12 protein-coding genes and 1 pseudogene are annotated in these 15,977 nt (G+C 65.6%); 4 read left to right on the top strand and 9 right to left on the bottom strand.

Going from position 1 to position 15,977, the window contains the following annotated elements:
* Nucleotides 1-7: 7 nt before the first annotated feature.
* Entirely contained in the window at nucleotides 8-901 is an 894-nt protein-coding gene (locus tag AC5P9F_RS04330; protein ID WP_043034587.1) for an NAD-dependent epimerase/dehydratase family protein, read from the bottom strand.
* A 98-nt stretch (nucleotides 902-999) separates the two neighbouring features.
* Nucleotides 1,000-1,280, bottom strand: a pseudogene (locus AC5P9F_RS04325) (S41 family peptidase); the annotation flags it as partial.
* A 121-nt stretch (nucleotides 1,281-1,401) separates the two neighbouring features.
* Here AC5P9F_RS04325 and AC5P9F_RS04320 point away from each other — a divergent pair.
* A complete protein-coding gene (locus tag AC5P9F_RS04320) occupies nucleotides 1,402-1,707 on the top strand; it encodes a KGG domain-containing protein (protein ID WP_024957919.1) in 306 nt (101 codons plus the stop codon).
* 10 nt (nucleotides 1,708-1,717) lie between these two features.
* On the opposite strand, the gene AC5P9F_RS04315 is transcribed toward AC5P9F_RS04320, so the two are convergent.
* Nucleotides 1,718-3,190, bottom strand: coding sequence for an MFS transporter (locus tag AC5P9F_RS04315; protein ID WP_495231894.1), 1,473 nt, complete (start codon nucleotides 3,188-3,190; stop codon nucleotides 1,718-1,720).
* 126 nt (nucleotides 3,191-3,316) lie between these two features.
* Between AC5P9F_RS04315 and AC5P9F_RS04310 the strand changes: the two genes are divergently transcribed.
* Nucleotides 3,317-3,946 carry a TetR/AcrR family transcriptional regulator gene (locus AC5P9F_RS04310; protein ID WP_005414565.1) on the top strand — a complete coding sequence of 210 codons (630 nt, stop codon included), beginning with the start codon at nucleotides 3,317-3,319 and terminating at the stop codon, nucleotides 3,944-3,946.
* Nucleotides 3,947-3,961: 15 nt separating this feature from the next.
* Here AC5P9F_RS04310 and AC5P9F_RS04305 read toward each other — a convergent pair whose 3' ends face one another.
* Both AC5P9F_RS04305 and AC5P9F_RS04300 read right to left on the bottom strand, forming a co-directional pair.
* Nucleotides 3,962-4,312, bottom strand: coding sequence for a VOC family protein (locus AC5P9F_RS04305; protein ID WP_005411161.1), 351 nt, complete (start codon nucleotides 4,310-4,312; stop codon nucleotides 3,962-3,964).
* Nucleotides 4,313-4,468: 156 nt separating this feature from the next.
* Complete coding sequence (locus tag AC5P9F_RS04300; RefSeq protein WP_005411162.1) at nucleotides 4,469-4,669, bottom strand: hypothetical protein; 201 nt, start codon at nucleotides 4,667-4,669, stop codon at nucleotides 4,469-4,471.
* Nucleotides 4,670-4,857: 188 nt separating this feature from the next.
* Here AC5P9F_RS04300 and AC5P9F_RS04295 point away from each other — a divergent pair, with 188 nt between their 5' ends.
* Entirely contained in the window at nucleotides 4,858-8,214 is a 3,357-nt protein-coding gene (locus tag AC5P9F_RS04295) for an autotransporter domain-containing protein (protein ID WP_495231893.1), read from the top strand.
* Between the two features lie 116 nt (nucleotides 8,215-8,330).
* On the opposite strand, the gene AC5P9F_RS04290 is transcribed toward AC5P9F_RS04295, so the two are convergent.
* The 4 genes from AC5P9F_RS04290 to AC5P9F_RS04275 all read right to left on the bottom strand — a co-directional run bounded on the left by AC5P9F_RS04290 (nucleotide 8,331) and on the right by AC5P9F_RS04275 (nucleotide 12,464).
* On the bottom strand, nucleotides 8,331-8,693 hold the full coding sequence (locus AC5P9F_RS04290; RefSeq protein ID WP_032967009.1) for a hypothetical protein: 363 nt from the start codon (nucleotides 8,691-8,693) through the stop codon (nucleotides 8,331-8,333).
* Between the two features lie 24 nt (nucleotides 8,694-8,717).
* Nucleotides 8,718-9,098: a hypothetical protein gene (locus AC5P9F_RS04285; protein ID WP_005411165.1), complete on the bottom strand. Its 381-nt coding sequence runs from the start codon at nucleotides 9,096-9,098 to the stop codon at nucleotides 8,718-8,720.
* A 66-nt stretch (nucleotides 9,099-9,164) separates the two neighbouring features.
* Nucleotides 9,165-11,693, bottom strand: a complete 2,529-nt coding sequence (locus AC5P9F_RS04280) for an RHS repeat domain-containing protein (protein ID WP_043034584.1) — start codon at nucleotides 11,691-11,693, stop codon at nucleotides 9,165-9,167.
* 318 nt (nucleotides 11,694-12,011) lie between these two features.
* Complete coding sequence (locus AC5P9F_RS04275; protein WP_005411167.1) at nucleotides 12,012-12,464, bottom strand: PA2169 family four-helix-bundle protein; 453 nt, start codon at nucleotides 12,462-12,464, stop codon at nucleotides 12,012-12,014.
* 554 nt (nucleotides 12,465-13,018) lie between these two features.
* Here AC5P9F_RS04275 and AC5P9F_RS04270 point away from each other — a divergent pair.
* Entirely contained in the window at nucleotides 13,019-15,853 is a 2,835-nt protein-coding gene (locus AC5P9F_RS04270) for a TonB-dependent receptor (RefSeq protein ID WP_052504352.1), read from the top strand.
* Nucleotides 15,854-15,977: the final 124 nt, after the last annotated feature.

Here is a 15,977-nt window from a genome sequence, read left to right as displayed (position 1 = left end):
GCTTCCCCTATTCGGCCACCCGATCCTTGATCCACTCCGCGCGTGGCAACACCTCGATGCTGCCTGCGGCGTACTGCTGCAGCACGGCGTCCGGCCCGAAACGCGGCTGCCACCCCAGCTCCCTGCGGATGCGGGCGCTGTCGTAGACGCGGTCGACGCTCAGCGGCAATGGCCAGCCGCGGCGCTCGAACTCGGCCAGCAGCTGCGGTACGCGCCGGGCCAGTACATTGCGCGGCTGGGAGGCCAGTTCCAGGCAATCCTCGCGCCGGAACGGGGTCGCGGCGCAGGCGATGTAGCGGGCGAAGGCCGGCCCCTCATCCAGCAGCAGCGCGGCATGGGCACTGGCCACGTCACGGGCGTCGATCCCACGATGCAACCGGAACATCGCCATCCGTTCCGGCGGTTCCGGGAAGCAGCGCCCCATCCGCAGCACGCGCACCCCGAAGTCCGGTGCGGCGGCAGCTTCAGCCAGGGCCTCGGCCTGCAGCTTGCTGCGGTGGTAGATCGTTCGCGGCAGCGGCTCGGTATCCTCATCGATCCAGCGGCATCCCCCTGCCACCACCGCGTGGCCGTACAGCGCGGTGGTACTGGTCAACACGAACCGCCGCGCGCCTGCCTCTCGCGCCGCCTGCAGCAGGTGCGCAGTCGCGTCCACGTTGATCTGCTGGAACACCGCGTCCGGTACCAGGCCGACGTGTGGCGCATGCAGGGCCGCGGTATGGATGACCGCGTCGACGCCCTGCACCGCGCGCACGACGGCTTGATGATCGGTGACATCGGCAATGATGCGCGTGGTGGCAAACGGACTGCGGTCCAGACCCACCACTTCATGGGCAGCCGCCAGCGCGCCGAAGATCGCGCGCCCGATCCGCCCGGAACTGCCGGTCAACAAAATCTTCATTGAGTCCATTCACTCGAAGCGCCCGGGAACTACCGGGATGCTTCGATTCTAGGCATGCAACGGAACATCTGCGATAGGACGACCGCGCAACTGTGCGTTCATCCTGACGACTTCGGCGGAGCCAGCAGTTGACGCGCGATGGAGAGTGGATCGTTGCCGCCTGCCGCGTGGGGCGCGACACCGGTCCGTTAGCAGTTGCCACCGGTGCGCAGTTTGATCGGTTGCCGGTCCGGAACGTTTATCTGATAGCCATCGGGCAGCAGCACAGGATCATCGAACATATGTGCGGCGCCGCCACTGCGGCCGCCGGCGTTGCCGCACATCCGAGGGCCGGCAGTGAATACGCGACGAATGCGGCCGCCGGGCCGGCTGCGTGATCATCCCGGTGCGCAGGGCGCGTGAAAACCGGGGCGAAGATGGCGACCTGGACTTAGCGTGCGATGGCCAAGCATGGACGCCGTCGCCCACGAAGGCGGCGTCCACACTGCAGGAGATTTCACATGACTGAGCAGAACCCGCGCAGCTCCAACCGGGGCTTCGCCTCGATGGACCAGGACAAACAGCGCGCGATCGCCGCCAAGGGCGGGCGCGCGGCACATGCCTCCGGCAATGCGCACGAATTCAGTCCGGCCGAAGCACGTGTCGCAGGCCGCAAGGGCGGCGAAGCGATCAGCCGCGACCGCCAGCACATGGCCACGATCGGACGCGAAGGTGGACACGCACGCCACGCCAACGCGCGCCAGCAGCAACAACAGCCTCAGGCGATCGAACGCACGGCAGAGGACCCGCAACGCCAGCAGGGCTGAATGCTGCGCGTCAAGCCGATGCACGCTGCCGATGCAGCCCAAGCGCCGCAAGCAGGGCCAGCGCACCCGCCACCGCCATCGCCCAACCGAACCCGCTGGCCATCGCACTGCGGTACCAGGTCAGCACCTGCGGCGTGGCGTGCATCGAGCCCGGGTGCAGGATCAGTTCACGCGCCTGCGCAACAAGCCGCTGCTGCCCTGCGGCCTGTGCGCAGGCGGTGAACTGCTGTACGGCACGCTGGCCCATCAGGCTGCCCATCAGCGCGATGCCCAGGCTCATGCCTGCCTGGCGCAGCGCGTTCATCGTGGCTGACGCGATACCTGCACGTTCGGCCGGTGCGTTGGCCATGATCGCCATGCCGGTCGCCGGCACCGCCAGCCCCATTCCAATGCCAAGCAGCATCAGCACGGCAGTGGCATGAGCGCGCGAAGTAGCCGGTTCGAACGTGGCCATTGCGCATAGCGCCACACCGGCCAGGAGGTAGCCCAGCACCAGCGCGGCATGCAGCCCGAGGCGGGCAACCAGGCGCCCGAACAACAGCGAGACAACACCCATCAACAGGAACTGGGGAGCCAGCTGCGAGCCTGCCAGCGCGGCGCTGTGCCCCTGTGCCTGCTGGAAGAAAAGCGACAGGAAGAACAGGCTCGCGTAGGCGGTGAAGCCCAGCACGAACGAGGCCAGGTTGAGCATGCGGAAGCGACCGTCGGCGAACAGGTCCAGCGGCAGCAGTGGCCGTGCCACCCGCCGCTCGACGATGCCGAACAGGATCAGCCCCGCAATTGCGGCGCCCAGCGCCAGAAGCGTCACCGGGGCCAGCAGGCCCTGCTCGCCGATCGCGATCAGGCCATAGCACAGCGCGCCCAGTGCACCGATGCTGAGCAGCTGCCCGGCCGGATCCAGCGCGGCGTGCTGCGGGTGCCGTCGCTCGGCGATACTCCAGGCGCCAAGCACAAACGCCAGCAGCCCCAAAGGCAGGTTGATCAGGAAGATGCTGGGCCAGCCGGCCCGCTGCACCAGCGCACCGCCGAGCAACGGGCCAAGCACCAGGGCCAGCGCGCTGAAGGCGGACCAGCCACCGATCACGCGTGCACGCTGGCCCGGATCGGGAAATGCGTGACTCAGGATCGGCATCGCACTGGGAATCAACAGCGCACCTGCCACGCCCTGCACCGCGCGCCCGGCGACCAGGGTCGAAAGGTCGTTGGCGCAGGTGCACAGCAGCGAGCCCATGGTGAAGGTGGCGACGCTCAGCAGCCACATCCGCCGATGACCGTAGCGATCCCCCAACGGACCGGCCGACAGCATCAGCGCCGACAGTGCGATCGCATAGGCGTTGATCACCCATTGCAGGCCCGCCATGTCGGTCTGCAGCGCCTGCTGCAGGGTTGGCAGGGCCACGTTGACGATGCTGATGTCCAGCGAAGCGAGGAATGTACCGAGGTAGGCCGCCAGCACCAGGGCGGGCCGTTGGAGGCGTCTCATGCGTGGATCCGGGGGGAGGATGTGCGCGCATCCTATCGACTGACTGACCGTCGGTCAATGACCGGCGGTCAGTCAGTGCGAAGGGGCAGCTAGAATGGCGTCCGTCACACCCGGATACCGCCCACCATGCAGACCCCAGCTGTCGCCAGGCCTCGCACCAAGCCCGCCGAAACCCGCCAGGAGGAACTGATGGACGCCGCGCAGGCGTTGTTCCTTTCGCAGGGTGTGGACGCCACCACCATCAGCGACATCGTCGCCGCGGCCGACGTGGCCAAGGGCACTTTCTATACCTATTTCGCCTCCCGCACCGAGATCCTGCAGGCGCTGGCGCAGCGCTACACGCGGCAGTTCATGGACGAGGTCGAGCAGGCAGTGCAGCAACACCCTGCCGGTGATGGCGCAGCGCGCCTGCGCGCCTGGATCCGCGCCAATATCGAGATCTACGCGCGCACCCACGCGTTGCATGACGTGGTGTACGCCAACCATCACCACCACCAGCGGGGCAATGCCGAGCGCAATGCGATCCAGCAGCAGCTGCTGGGCATCCTCGAAGCGGGCAACGCAGCCGGACTGTGGCAGCTGCCTGCTCCACAGGTCACCGCCTCGTTGATCTATGCCGGCGTGCACGGTGCCACCGACGACCTGATCGCCACACCCGCACAGGATGCCGATGCCTTCATCGCCGCTGTGGAAGCGGATTGCCTGCGCATGGTCGGCGTTCCGGCAGCGCCGACGCGCAGCGGCAGGCGCCGCTGACGCAACGCCTCCCGCTCAGGTGTGGGCGAGAATGTTCAACAGCCGCCCGAACGGGTCGCGGACGAAGAAACGACGCACTCCCCAAGGCTCGTCGGCCGGGCCATACTCCAGCGGGATGCCGGCCGCGTGCATGCGCTCCAGCACCTGCTGCAGGTCGTCCACTTCGATCGACAGATCGGGCACCGCGGTGCCGGAACCCCCTTCGCTGGCAAAGCTCACCTGCGCCAGCGCACTGCCCTGCCCGCCATGGGTGACGATCCAGCCATGGTCCATCACCACCGGCATGCCCAGCAGCCCGCCATAGAACGCTGCGGCACGCGCCGGGTCGGGCGTGGCGATGTTGGCGACAATGCGTTTGACGGCCATGTGCAGCGGCTCCGGTGCGATTTCCCATCCTCGCCGCTGCGTGCATGGCCCGCAAGCGGGCTCGGGCCAGATGCCGGCATCGCCATCTGAGGCGATCGCTGGAACAGAAGAGCCCCGTCGATGACGGGGCTCCGCGTACGGCTCAAACGGCGCGACTCACACGCCCATGCACAGATCGACCACGCAGGTGTTGTACGCCTGCTGGCATTCACCGGCATCGGTGCCACTGGCCAGGCACATCTGATAAGCCCGCCAGCACGGCTGGTCGCAGGGCTCGACCGGCCCAGCCACCGCCACCGAACCGGTACACGCCAACGCGAATACCGCCACTGCGATCACCTTCCTGACAACACGCATCGCCATCACTCCTTGATAAGCCTGGTGAGCCCAGGCCGGCCCACGTTAGCGAGGACACGGGGAGACGAAGTGAAGCCCACTGTCACGCACACTTAACCTGTTCACAATTTTCCTTTCACATGCGTGGGGGATGTCGCCACGGATTGGCGTTAACGGCCTTGTTGCCCGTCCACCAAGGAAGTTGCCCGATGAATCACCCGCTGCACGGCCGTTCGTCCCACTCCCGCTCCCCGCTGCACAGCCGCCTCGCGCTGGCCGTGTCCAGCTCTCTGTTGCTTGCCGCTGCCGCGCCCGCCATGGCCGGCGAGGCGCTCGACGCATGGCAGCAACAGCGCCAGCTGCAGGCGGCGTGGGCACAGCCCGCCGTCAGCGCGCCTGCAGCATCGACGGCCGCCACGCCCGCGGCAACCGCCACCGCCCTGCTCGGCAGTCCGGGCGATGCCGCCAGCTGGCGCAGCGATGAATTCAACGCCGACTGGGGCCTGGGTGCGATGGGGGCCGACCACGCGTATGCCCGCGGCCTGACCGGCAAGGGCGTGCGCCTGGCGCTGTTCGACACCGGATCGGCACTGGCTCACCCCGAATTCGCCGGCCGCAACACCTCCAGCATCACCATCGGCCCGAACTGTGCGTCACCGGGAACCGTCGGCGGTACCGGCGCGTGCAGCCAGACACAGGGTGATCAACCGGGTATCAACTACTACACGCTCGGCGCGGGCGTGCCTGCTTCCCTGCAGGCCAACATCATTGCCGCAGGCCGTGAATGGGGTTTCCGCTATGCCGATCACGGCACGCATGTCCTCGGAACCATTGGCGCCAACCGCAATGGCACGGGGATGCACGGCGTCGCCTTCGGTGCCGATCTGACGACCGCCCGTGTATTTGGTGACACTTACTACGAATGGAGGCGCCAGGCGAGCGGAGGCTACCTGCCTGAAGCCGTGGAACGGACGGATCCCGATGGTGCCGCAAGGCTGGACATGTACGCGCAGCTGCAGGCACAAGGCGTGCGTGCCATCAATCACAGCTGGGGCATCTCCACCCGCAACATGACCGTGGCCGCACTGGATGCCCAGTACGCACGCATCGGTGCCGGCTACGACGTATACGGAAGCATCTACAAGGACAGTGCGAACGCGCCCGCTTCGCAGTTGATCCAGGTCTGGTCGGCCGGCAATGGCAGCGGCGCCGTCGCCGGTATCACCGCGGCCCTGCCGCGCTGGAAGCCGGAGATCGAGCCCTACTGGCTGGCCGTCGCCAACGTTCGCCAGCCCAATACAGCCAATGGTGAAACCGACTACGTGATCAACGCAGGCTCGAGCATCTGTGGCGCTGCCGCCAACTGGTGCATTTCCGCACCCGGCACGGCAATCCTCAGCACCATCGTTTCCGGTGACATCCAGGGACGGCTGGAGAAGACCGCAGACTACGTCCGTCTTCTCATCGACAGCCAGAATCCCACGTACGACTACGGCCTGAAGACCGGCACGTCCATGGCCGCCCCCCATATCACCGGCGCACTCGGCCTGTTGATGGAGCGCTTCCCCTACCTGGACAACGCCCAGGTGCGCGACGTCCTGCTGACCACCGCGCGCGATCTCGGTGCGGCAGGCGTCGACCCGATCTACGGCTGGGGCATGGTTGACCTGCGCAGGGCCATCGAGGGCTATGGCTCGCTGCGCGTGGATACCAACGTGGTGATGAACCAGAGGGCCGGCGGCCTGAAGGTGTGGGAGGGCGATGCCTGGGACGACTGGACCAATGACATCGGCGGCCCCGGCACGCTGACCAAATCCGGCATCGGTTGGCTGCGCCTGAGCGGCGACAACAGCTTCAACGGCGCGGTGCTGCGCGAGGGCACGCTGGAGTTGAACGGCAGCAACACCCTCACCTCGGCGGTCGATGTGCAAGGCGGCCGGTTCCTGCTCAACGGCAGCCTGGTCTCCACCGCACTCACCACCACCGGTGGCGTCAGCACGGTCAGCGCCAGCGGCGTTCTGAAGGACGGGAACCTGACCGTCAATGGCGGCGTGGTGTCCTTCAATGGCATGCAGACCGGCGGCACCACCACGGTCGGCAGCAACGGCCTGCTGAAGGGTATCGGCACGTTGGGCAGCACCCGAGTGGACGGCACCATCGCGCCCGGCAATTCGATCGGCACGCTGACCATCAACGGCGACTACGTGCAGGGCGCGACCGGCGTCTACGCCGCCGAACTCGCGCCTGGCGGGCACAGCGACCAGTTGCACGTGACCGGTACCGCCACCCTCGGCGGCACGCTGGTCGCGTTGCCGGAACCAGGCATCTACTATCTCGGCGAGCAGTTCAACTTCATCCGCGCCGACGGTGGCATCAACGGCCAGTTCGCGAAAACCGACTTCAGCGCGTTCTCGCCGTTCCTGCAGTTCAGCCTCGCCTACGGCACCAATGGCACCCGTATCGACGTGGCACGCGGTGCCTCGCTGGCCAGCGCCGCCACCACCCCGAACCAGCGCGCGGTGGCCGCCGCGGCGGACCTGCTGGCAATCAACCAGGGCCTGCCCAAGCCGCTGACCCAGCTGTTCCCGCAGCAGGTCGGCGGCGTGCTCGACGCCCTCAGCGGCGAACTGCACGCAGCCACGCCGCTCGCACTGGTGGAAGGCAGCCGCTACGTACGCGATGCCGCGCTGTCCCGCCGTGCAGGTGCAGTCGCGCCAGGCGCCGATGCGGGCGACGCCACCGGCGCCTGGGTGCAGGCTCTGGGCGGCAACAGCAGGCTGGACGGCAACAGCAATACCGCCCGCACCGAAGCCAACAGCAACGGCCTGCTGGCCGGTATCGACCACGAGTTCTCTGGCTGGCAGGTCGGCGTGCTGGCTGGCACCGGCCGCACCGACGTCAAGCAGCAGGCGCTTCGTGCCAAGTCGAAGATCGACAACACCCACTTCGGTGCATATGCCAGTCACAACTGGGGCGGCCTCGGCCTGCGTGGCGGCGTCGCCTGGAGCAAGCACAAGGTGAAGAGCACCCGCGATGTCGACTTCGCAGGGTTCAGCGACAGCCTGAGCGCCCGCTACAACGCGCATACCCGCCAGGCCTTCATCGAAGCCGGCTACCGCTTTGGTGGTCCGGAGGCCGGGCTGGAACCCTACCTGCAGGTCGCGCGCGTGGAGGTGGACCTGAAGCAGATCAACGAGCGCGGTGGTGCAGCCGCCCTGTACGGCAAGGTGGACGACACCGGCACCACGATCGCCACCGCTGGCCTGCGCTTCGACAAGGGCCTGAAGGCATCGTTCCAGCAGGACAGCTGGCTGCACCTGCATGGGGGCGTGGGCTACCGCCGTGCCTCGGGTGACCGCAGCCAGCTGGCCGACCTCGCATTCGCCAACAGCACCACCACCTTCGCGGTCGAAGGCGCCCCGATTGCCGACAGCGCCGTTGTGGCCGAGCTGGGGCTGTCGGCCTGGCTGACCCCGCGCCAGCAGCTGGAGCTGGGTTACAGCGGCCAGTACGGCAGTGAAAGCCGCGACCACAGCGCCAACATGCGCTGGTCGGTTCGCTTCTAGACGCGTGTTCTCCTGACGGTTTGGGGCGGCCTCAGGGCCGCCCCCCTTTTTATTCACGCCCCAAGGCCATGCGCGATACCCCAGGATCATCGCGTCCTGGATCCATCCGTGGAGCGTTACGCGTGAATGAAGATCGACTGGAGCCGGGTCGCCCAGCCATTGCACCCGGTGGAGTTGAACGCCTCGAGCCGGACATTCTTCCCCGATGTCAGCGCTGCCAACGCCGCCGCGTAGGCTTCCTTGGCTCCCGGCCGGGACATGTCGATTGCAAAGGTATCGGTATTGCAGAAAGCCGTACTCGAAACATGCACGTACACAATTCCCGCCGGGCCGTCCATGTACGGCCGCAGCGACAGAATCGTCATCTGATCGCTGGTTGGCTCCGCCTTCAGTGGTGCAGACAGGCACAAGGCCAACGTCAAGGCCAACCCCGCTCCCAACCTCCTGCGGAAGCCCGGCGTCGCGTCACTCATCATCATGTAGTTCCCCTGTGGATTCAGACATCAGGCCTCAGGCATCGTCACTGCCCTCAGCTGCATTACCCCGGAGGTGCAGCCGTCGACACGCAATCCGACACGCAGCTTGTTCTGCCAGGCGATGAGCAGCATCGAGACCATCTCCCTCTGCATCGGATGATCATTGAGGAGAATGAAGCGATTGCCACCCCCACAATCCGAGCCCGCTGGAAGCACACCTTGCGTCACCAGGTAGAACCCTTCCCCGCCCCAGCCAGTTGCGACGGATACGATCCGATGGCCTTCCAGATTGTAAGGCTCAGCATTTGCCGTTGAGGCCAGGCCAGTTCCCAGCACTGCCACCACCGCCAGCAGGACCTTGCCGCCGATGGCGCCACGCGGGCGCGATACAGCACGTACTCCAGCCATGTTCTTCCTTCCCCTGTCATGAATAACCGGTTGACGGTGCACCGCCGCCGGTGCAGCCCGCTACGCTCAGCCCAGCAGCAGCTGGTACAGCAGGGGCACGATGTCACCCTGCGGACGCTGGACATGTGAGACATCGGACACCGGCGTGCAGCTCCCCGTGGCGCCACAGGCAAGCACGCGATACGCATAGCTGGTGGCAGGGCGTGCGGCCGACGTCCAGTTCGCGGCGTTGCCTTCGTAGACCGTGGTCCAGGTCACCCCGTCCACGCTTTCCTCGACGACGTAGCGGACGGCAGAGGCCACAGGCGACCACCCAACGAAGTCCTTCGCGGCCGGCGAACGCCGCATCGGCACCGCTGCCTTGGCGACCAGGCTTCCGCCCAGCGTGATGTAATCGGTCCGTTTGTCCTCGCGCTCGCTCGCCTGGTAGCGGAGGACGCCGGCGTGGTCGTACATCGAGGTGATCCGTCCGAACGATGAATCTGTCTGTGTGCGGCGACCGTCAGCGTCGTAACGGTAGCTCTCGGAACCTGCCGCCGCACGCAGCCGGTTGCCGAAGTCGAAGGCGAACGGCTGCCCGTTCTTCGCCCGCAGATTGCCCTGCGCATCGTAGGCCAGGCCGACCACGGTTGACCCTCCGCACCCGTTGACCTTCACGTTGGTCAAGCGCCAGGCGTTGTCATAGCAGTAGTGATGGTCACGGCCGAGAATCGTCACCCGCGTGAGGTTGTCCAACGCGTCATAGCTGTAGCTCGCCGAGCCGAACATGGGCGAGGAAGCCGAAACGAGCCGATCCAGCGCGTCATAGCCCAGATTGCGGTTGCCACGCTGGTTGCGGCCCGTGGCACCGTCAGTGATTGCCATCACATTGCCGACCGCATCGTAGTCGTAGCCGTCGCTGAGGATCCGGGTTGCGCCAAGCGTGTCCTGGCTTTCATCCGGCAACTGGCGCGCGTTCTGCACCATCGTGTGGACAATACCGTTGCCATAGGTGAACTGACGAATCGCCCCGTTGGGGTAATAGACCACGCCAGCGGCGTAGGAGCCCGCCTGCCCGGCCTGTCCCAGTGCGTTGGGCGCATACGCGACCACGTTGCCGGAGGGATAGCGATGCGCGGACAGGTTGCCCAGTGCGTCGTAGGCATACCCCATCGCCAGCGCTTCGCCATCGGTGGGGCTCTGCACCTCACCGATGAGCAGCCCGCGACGGTTGTACGCATAGCTGTTGTGCGTCTCCACCCCGGCGTTCAACGTGGTGACCTGCTTGACCAGGCCATCGGGCCAGTAGCTCCAGCGCTGGTTGCCATTGCCGTCGGGGAACTGCAGTGATGCGAGCCGGTTGCGTGCGTCATAGGAACGCACCACCCGGCGCCCGCTCGCCGCGGCAATGTCCTGGTTGCAGTTGCCTGCATCGGACAGGTCCAACCCCTGCGCGCTTCCAACCGGGTTCGATGCGGCGTCGTAGTCAATTACGGTGGCGCCGGTTTCCGGTTCGATCGTCTTGCACAACCGCTGCGCCGCATCGTAGACATAGCGCCGGGTCGACGTCACCGAGCCATTGCTGGCCCTGCGGATGATCGACGTCGGCTTGCCGAAGACGTCCCGCGGGATATCCAGCACGGCTCCCTCGGCCAGTTCGATACGTACCGGCCAGTCAAGCTTCGCGGCATCTGCACCGGTGTAGGTCACGACGGTCGGGATACCCCTGGCATTGGTCGTGCGCACGCGCCGCCCCGGCAGGTACTCGGTTGTGCTGACCAACGCGCCAATCTCGGAATCCTGGCTGACCTGGACCACCCGCCCAAGTGCGTCGTACGTCGTACGGACGCCAGTTCCGGCGTCCTGGACCGTACCGACCCCCGCGACAGGATAGGACTGGAAGGTGACCCGCCCTGCCGTGTCATAGGCGGTCACCGAGGCCCGCTGCGTGCCGGCTTCATTGCCCGCGTCGTACTCGCGCACCAGCAATGGGCGCCACAGCGCATCGTAGTAGGTGACCTTGCGCGCATTGCCGGTGCTGACCGTCTGCCGCCAATGACCGGCAGGAATGCCGTACTCGGCGCCGCCCACCTGGGCAAACTGTGTCGTGGTGGACGCCCAGTCCACCGTATCGCCGTCGGGGTAGTCGACCAGCGACATGCGCCCCATCGCGTCGTAGTCGTAACGCGTGGTGTTGCCCCGGCCATCGGTGATCCAGCGTATCCAGCCATTGTCATCCACGCCGGCAGACTGGGTCGAACCATCCGCATACTGGATGTTCCCGGGGATGCCGCGCTTCCAGCCGGACAGGCTCACCGTATTGCCACGCCCGTCCACCACGGCGCGAACGGTACCGTCGCTGTTGTAGTGAATGGTCTGCTGGAGCTGGCCGAAGGCATGGATCCGCTGGGGCTTCGCGGTGGCCGGGTCATAATCCACCTGGGACTCGGTCCGGCCCGTGTCCTGGTTGACCGACGTCCGGACCTGGCCAAGCACCCACTTCGACAGATCATCGTGATAGGTGATGACGTTGGTCTTGCTGTAGGACTGCGCCCCCGCACTTCCCACAACCGTGCCCAGCAACATCATCGCGGAAAGTGCATTGACTCGACGCATCGTCAGTGGGCCTGTTCGCAATGGATGGCGATGGGACAACCAGGACCAGGCAACGGAAAGACCGGCGAAGCGCACATCACAGCAAACCGCGCACACGCACAAAACCGGACGCGACTGCATCCGGTTGGCGATTGACGTTGATGCTGGACGAAGCCCCCTTCGTCATGCCGCGCCTGTTCCCTGGACTCGGCCAAGTATAACCATGGAAACGGGGGCGGGACGCCCGGTCCTTCGCAGCCCTGCCGGGCTGCGAAGGTTCCCGGGGCATGACGCGCCTCCGGGGCTCGACGGCCGCGATCGGCCGCCCGGCGCGGGACGTCAGGCGGCCTTCATGGCGTGCTTGCGTGCCCGCATGACGTTGTGGCACTCCTGCACATCCGGCAGCAGCTGGGTCACTTCCTGGCGCACCGCCGGCGGCAGATCGTTGTCCTGCAGCACATCCTTGAACGCGCCCAGCAGGCGGTCTTCGGATTCTTCCAGTTCGGCCACGTAGCCGTAGTTGGTATCACCAAACGCGGCGCGCACCTTGCCGTAGAACTGCTGCATCGAACCGACCATGGTGCCGTGCTCGGCCGGCTTGCCGCCGCTGGCGGCAACCGAACCGCTGAGCGCCGCGACGATCCGCGCCTTCACCCCGGCGATACGGGTGAACAGTGCCGACAGTTCGGCATCCTTTACCTTCGTTGCGGCTTCCTCATAGAAGGACTTGCCATCACGGGCGATCTCGATCAGGTCGTTGAGGCGATGTTCGATGGTGGACTGGGTGCTCATGGCGTCGCTCCTGTGTGCTCGAAAGTCAGTGGAGAATGGCAGCGCGTCGGCACTGCCTTCGACCTCACTATCATCGTCCTCGTGTGCCGGCCGGGTGAGTACGAATTGATGTACACATCACCATGCGGAACACGTGCTGACTTCTTCATTGCCGGCATCATTGAATGTTCACGGAAAACAAGCATGCGATGCCTGCCTTACCATGGCGCGATGACGATGATCACACTGATCAGCAGCGCAATTGCCAGAATCACCAGCAGCACATGCCATTGCTTCCAGCTGGGTTTCGGCTTGCCAGGCGTATTCATCGGCGGCCTCCTGTGTATGCCGGGAAAGGAGCTGCCAGACTGAAGCGAAACGACATTGCACAACGTCGACGCGACGTGCACTCCCCGTGCAGGACAGCGGCCAAGGGCGCGCGAAGATAACGCGTCCATAACGCAGTTCAAATGTGAGCGGGATGTTAGGTTCCTCTCGATTCCGGGTAACGGAATGCAGACCGGTCGTAGCGCCGCGCGCATTGCGACCACACAACGGATTTGGAGAGAGAAACAATGCACTACAAATACACTCTGCTTTCGGCAGGGATCGGCGCCGTGTTGGCTGCCGTTTTCTCGCCGGCTGCCAATGCACAGGACGATGCTGCGAAGTCTCCGAAGAACCTGGACCGCATCCAGGTGACGGGATCGGCGATACGCAGCGTGGATGTGGAAACCCAGCAGCCGGTGCTTGCCATCTCGCGCAAGATGATCGAGCAGCAGGGCTTCACCACCATCGCCGACGTCCTGCAGAACCTCACGTCGGCCGGCGCACCAGCGCTCTCACGTTCGCGCACGCTGTCGTCCGGCGAAGACGTCGGCGGCAGCTACGCAAACATCCGCAACCTCGGCGCCACCCGCACCCTGGTGCTGGTGAACGGCAAGCGCCTGGGCGCCAGCACCAGCGGCCTGCAGGACCTGAGCCAGATTCCGATGAGCGCGGTCGAGCGCATCGACGTGCTCAAGGATGGCGCCTCGGTGCTCTACGGATCCGACGCCATCGCCGGTGTCATCAACATCATTACCCGCAAGAGCGTCGAGGGGCTGGAGCTTTCGGCGCAGCATGGCCAGTTCAGCCAGGGCGACGGCAAGGACAGCACGTTCTCGCTCGTTACCGGCGCGCGCGGCGAGCGAGGTGGCTACACCTTGGCCCTGGAATACCAGAAGGCCGACCCGGTGTTCGCCCGCGACCGCTGGTTCTCCAAGCATGGTGGTTCGGGGCCGGGTTATCCGCGCGCGGGCTGGAGCGACCTCAGCCAGAACGGCTCCTGGTGTGACCCGGCGCTTTACGACTGTGCCACCGGAAATTCCGTATTCAAGACACTCAATCGTGGTGGCGACCCGAAGAACCCGAACGATTACCATCCGATCACGCCGGCCGAGTATTCCAACGGCAACGAGCAGATGCATGTGCAGACCGGCATCGAGCGCCGGTCGCTGTTCCTCAGCTCCGACTATGCACTGAGTGACCAGATCACCTTCACCACCGATATCGGCTACAACGAGCGCATCTCGGACCAGCAGATTGCCGGCTACCCCTACGAATCGACCAAGTTCGGGACGCCTCTGGCCGGCAACAGTGCGTTCAACCCGGTCGGCCATGACATCGCCTTCAACCGCCGCCTGTGGGAGCTTCCGCGCACGACCGAAAGCAAGCTGAAGTCGCTGCGCGTGGCACCGACGCTGTCGGGCTACTTCGAACTGGCCAGCAAAACGTTCGACTGGGAGGTGGGCGCGCTGTTCAACCGCAACGAGGTGACCAAGACCGGCCGTGGTGACATGAGCCTGATCGCCTCGCGCCAAGCGCTGGGACAGTCCTTTGTTGATGGCAACGGTGTAGCACGCTGTGGCAGCGCAGGTGCACCGATCGCCGGCTGCCTGGCCTGGAATCCGCTGCTGCCGTACGGCGTTGCTGGCGCCGGCTCGCTTGCCGACCCGGAACTGCAGCGCTTCCTGTTCCCCACGTTCACCGATACCGGCATCACCAAGACCCGAAGCTACTTCGCCAACATCTCCGGCCCGGTGCTGGAACTGCCGGCGGGCGAGCTCTCGGTGGCGATGGGCTACCAGTACCGCAAGGAAGAAGGACGCTACGTTCCCGACGCCTTTGCCCAGTCGCGCCAGAGCACTGCACTGGGGGCACAGACCACTGCAGGCGGTTACAGCCTCAATGAAGTCTTCGCCGAAGTGAATGTGCCGGTGCTGCGTGACCTTCCGTTCGCCAAGGAGCTGACCGTCAACGTTGCGGCACGCTATTCCGACTACAGCAACTTCGGCAGCACCACCAACACCAAGGCCAGCTTCGCCTGGCGCCCGGTCGAGGAGCTGATGGTGCGCGGCACCTTCGCCGAGGGCTTCCGTGCTCCCAGCATCTCCGACCTGTATGGCGGCCTGGGCACCAGCTTCGAAACCTACGTGGACCCCTGCGGCATCGGCGCCACCAACAGCGTCAACGGCAACGCGGCCTGCAACGCCGCCGGTGTTCCGCGTGGCTACGAGCAGCTGGCCCAGGGCCTGAAGCCCTGCACCAGCTACCCGTGCGCCACCCCGAACGAATTCACCACGGGCTCGAACCCGAACCTGCGCCCGGAAGAGTCCAAGAGCAAGACCGTCGGTGTGGTCTGGAGCCCGCGCTGGGTCAACGGTCTGGACATCAACCTGGACTGGTACAGCTACAAGATCGCCAACATGATCATCGAGGACAACGTCGATCGCATCCTCCGTGACTGCTACGTGCTGGGCAATGCCTCGCGCTGCGGCAGCGTCAAGCGTGCCGCTGATGGCCACATCACCAGCATGTTCTACGGCCTGACCAACCTCGGCGCGATGAAGACCGAGGGCTGGGACCTGGGCATCCGTTACCGCCTGCCGGAGTACGCGTTCGGTCGCTTCACCCTTGACCTGCAGAACAGCTACGTCTCCAAGTACGACGAGGAGAAGCAGAACTCGGCCGGTGACACCATCATGGACGGTCGTATTGGACGCCCTGGGGTGTTCCGCCTGCGGTCCAATCTCGGCGTCAACTGGCAGCTGGGCAACCTCTCGGCCCAGTACACGGTCCGCTACTACTCCGGGATGATGGAAGGCTGCATGCCAAACCGGCCCTGCACCGCGCCCGAACGCATCGCCAACGGCGAACCGGATGCCGTGCGCAGGGTCGGCTCGAATGCGTTCCACGACATCCAGGTCAGCTACAGGCTGCCCTGGGATGGCACCGTGGCAGTGGGCTCGAACAATGTGTTCGACCATCGCGGCCCGATCATGTTCTCCAAGCCGGAGAGTTCCTTCCCCTACTACGGCGGCTTCGACATCGGCCGCACGGTGTACGTGAAGTACTCGCAGCGCTTCTGACCGTAGCGTCCGTGCACGTGGCCGGCGGAAGGGGAGTTCCGCCGGCCACGCCGCACACAACCTCCACCCAATCTCCACGCTACTTCGACCCAATCTCCAACATCCCCGGCAACACTGGCGCAAC

The organism is Stenotrophomonas sp. YJH_SMC_4, from assembly GCF_059371575.1.
Note: the sequence above shows the minus strand (reverse complement) of the source record. Positions and strands in the feature narration are given on the sequence as shown.

Bases quoted from the DNA above. Each gene is read 5' to 3' on its own strand.
- AC5P9F_RS04330 (WP_043034587.1), bottom strand. From the start codon at position 901: ATGAAGATTTTGTTGACCGGCAGTTCCGGGCGGATCGGGCGCGCGATC.
- AC5P9F_RS04320 (WP_024957919.1), top strand. From the start codon at position 1,402: ATGACTGAGCAGAACCCGCGCAGCTCCAACCGGGGCTTCGCCTCGATG.
- AC5P9F_RS04315 (WP_495231894.1), bottom strand. From the start codon at position 3,190: ATGAGACGCCTCCAACGGCCCGCCCTGGTGCTGGCGGCCTACCTCGGT.
- AC5P9F_RS04310 (WP_005414565.1), top strand. From the start codon at position 3,317: ATGCAGACCCCAGCTGTCGCCAGGCCTCGCACCAAGCCCGCCGAAACC.
- AC5P9F_RS04305 (WP_005411161.1), bottom strand. From the start codon at position 4,312: ATGGCCGTCAAACGCATTGTCGCCAACATCGCCACGCCCGACCCGGCG.
- AC5P9F_RS04300 (WP_005411162.1), bottom strand. From the start codon at position 4,669: ATGCGTGTTGTCAGGAAGGTGATCGCAGTGGCGGTATTCGCGTTGGCG.
- AC5P9F_RS04295 (WP_495231893.1), top strand. From the start codon at position 4,858: ATGAATCACCCGCTGCACGGCCGTTCGTCCCACTCCCGCTCCCCGCTG.
- AC5P9F_RS04290 (WP_032967009.1), bottom strand. From the start codon at position 8,693: ATGATGATGAGTGACGCGACGCCGGGCTTCCGCAGGAGGTTGGGAGCG.
- AC5P9F_RS04285 (WP_005411165.1), bottom strand. From the start codon at position 9,098: ATGGCTGGAGTACGTGCTGTATCGCGCCCGCGTGGCGCCATCGGCGGC.
- AC5P9F_RS04280 (WP_043034584.1), bottom strand. From the start codon at position 11,693: ATGCGTCGAGTCAATGCACTTTCCGCGATGATGTTGCTGGGCACGGTT.
- AC5P9F_RS04275 (WP_005411167.1), bottom strand. From the start codon at position 12,464: ATGAGCACCCAGTCCACCATCGAACATCGCCTCAACGACCTGATCGAG.
- AC5P9F_RS04270 (WP_052504352.1), top strand. From the start codon at position 13,019: ATGCACTACAAATACACTCTGCTTTCGGCAGGGATCGGCGCCGTGTTG.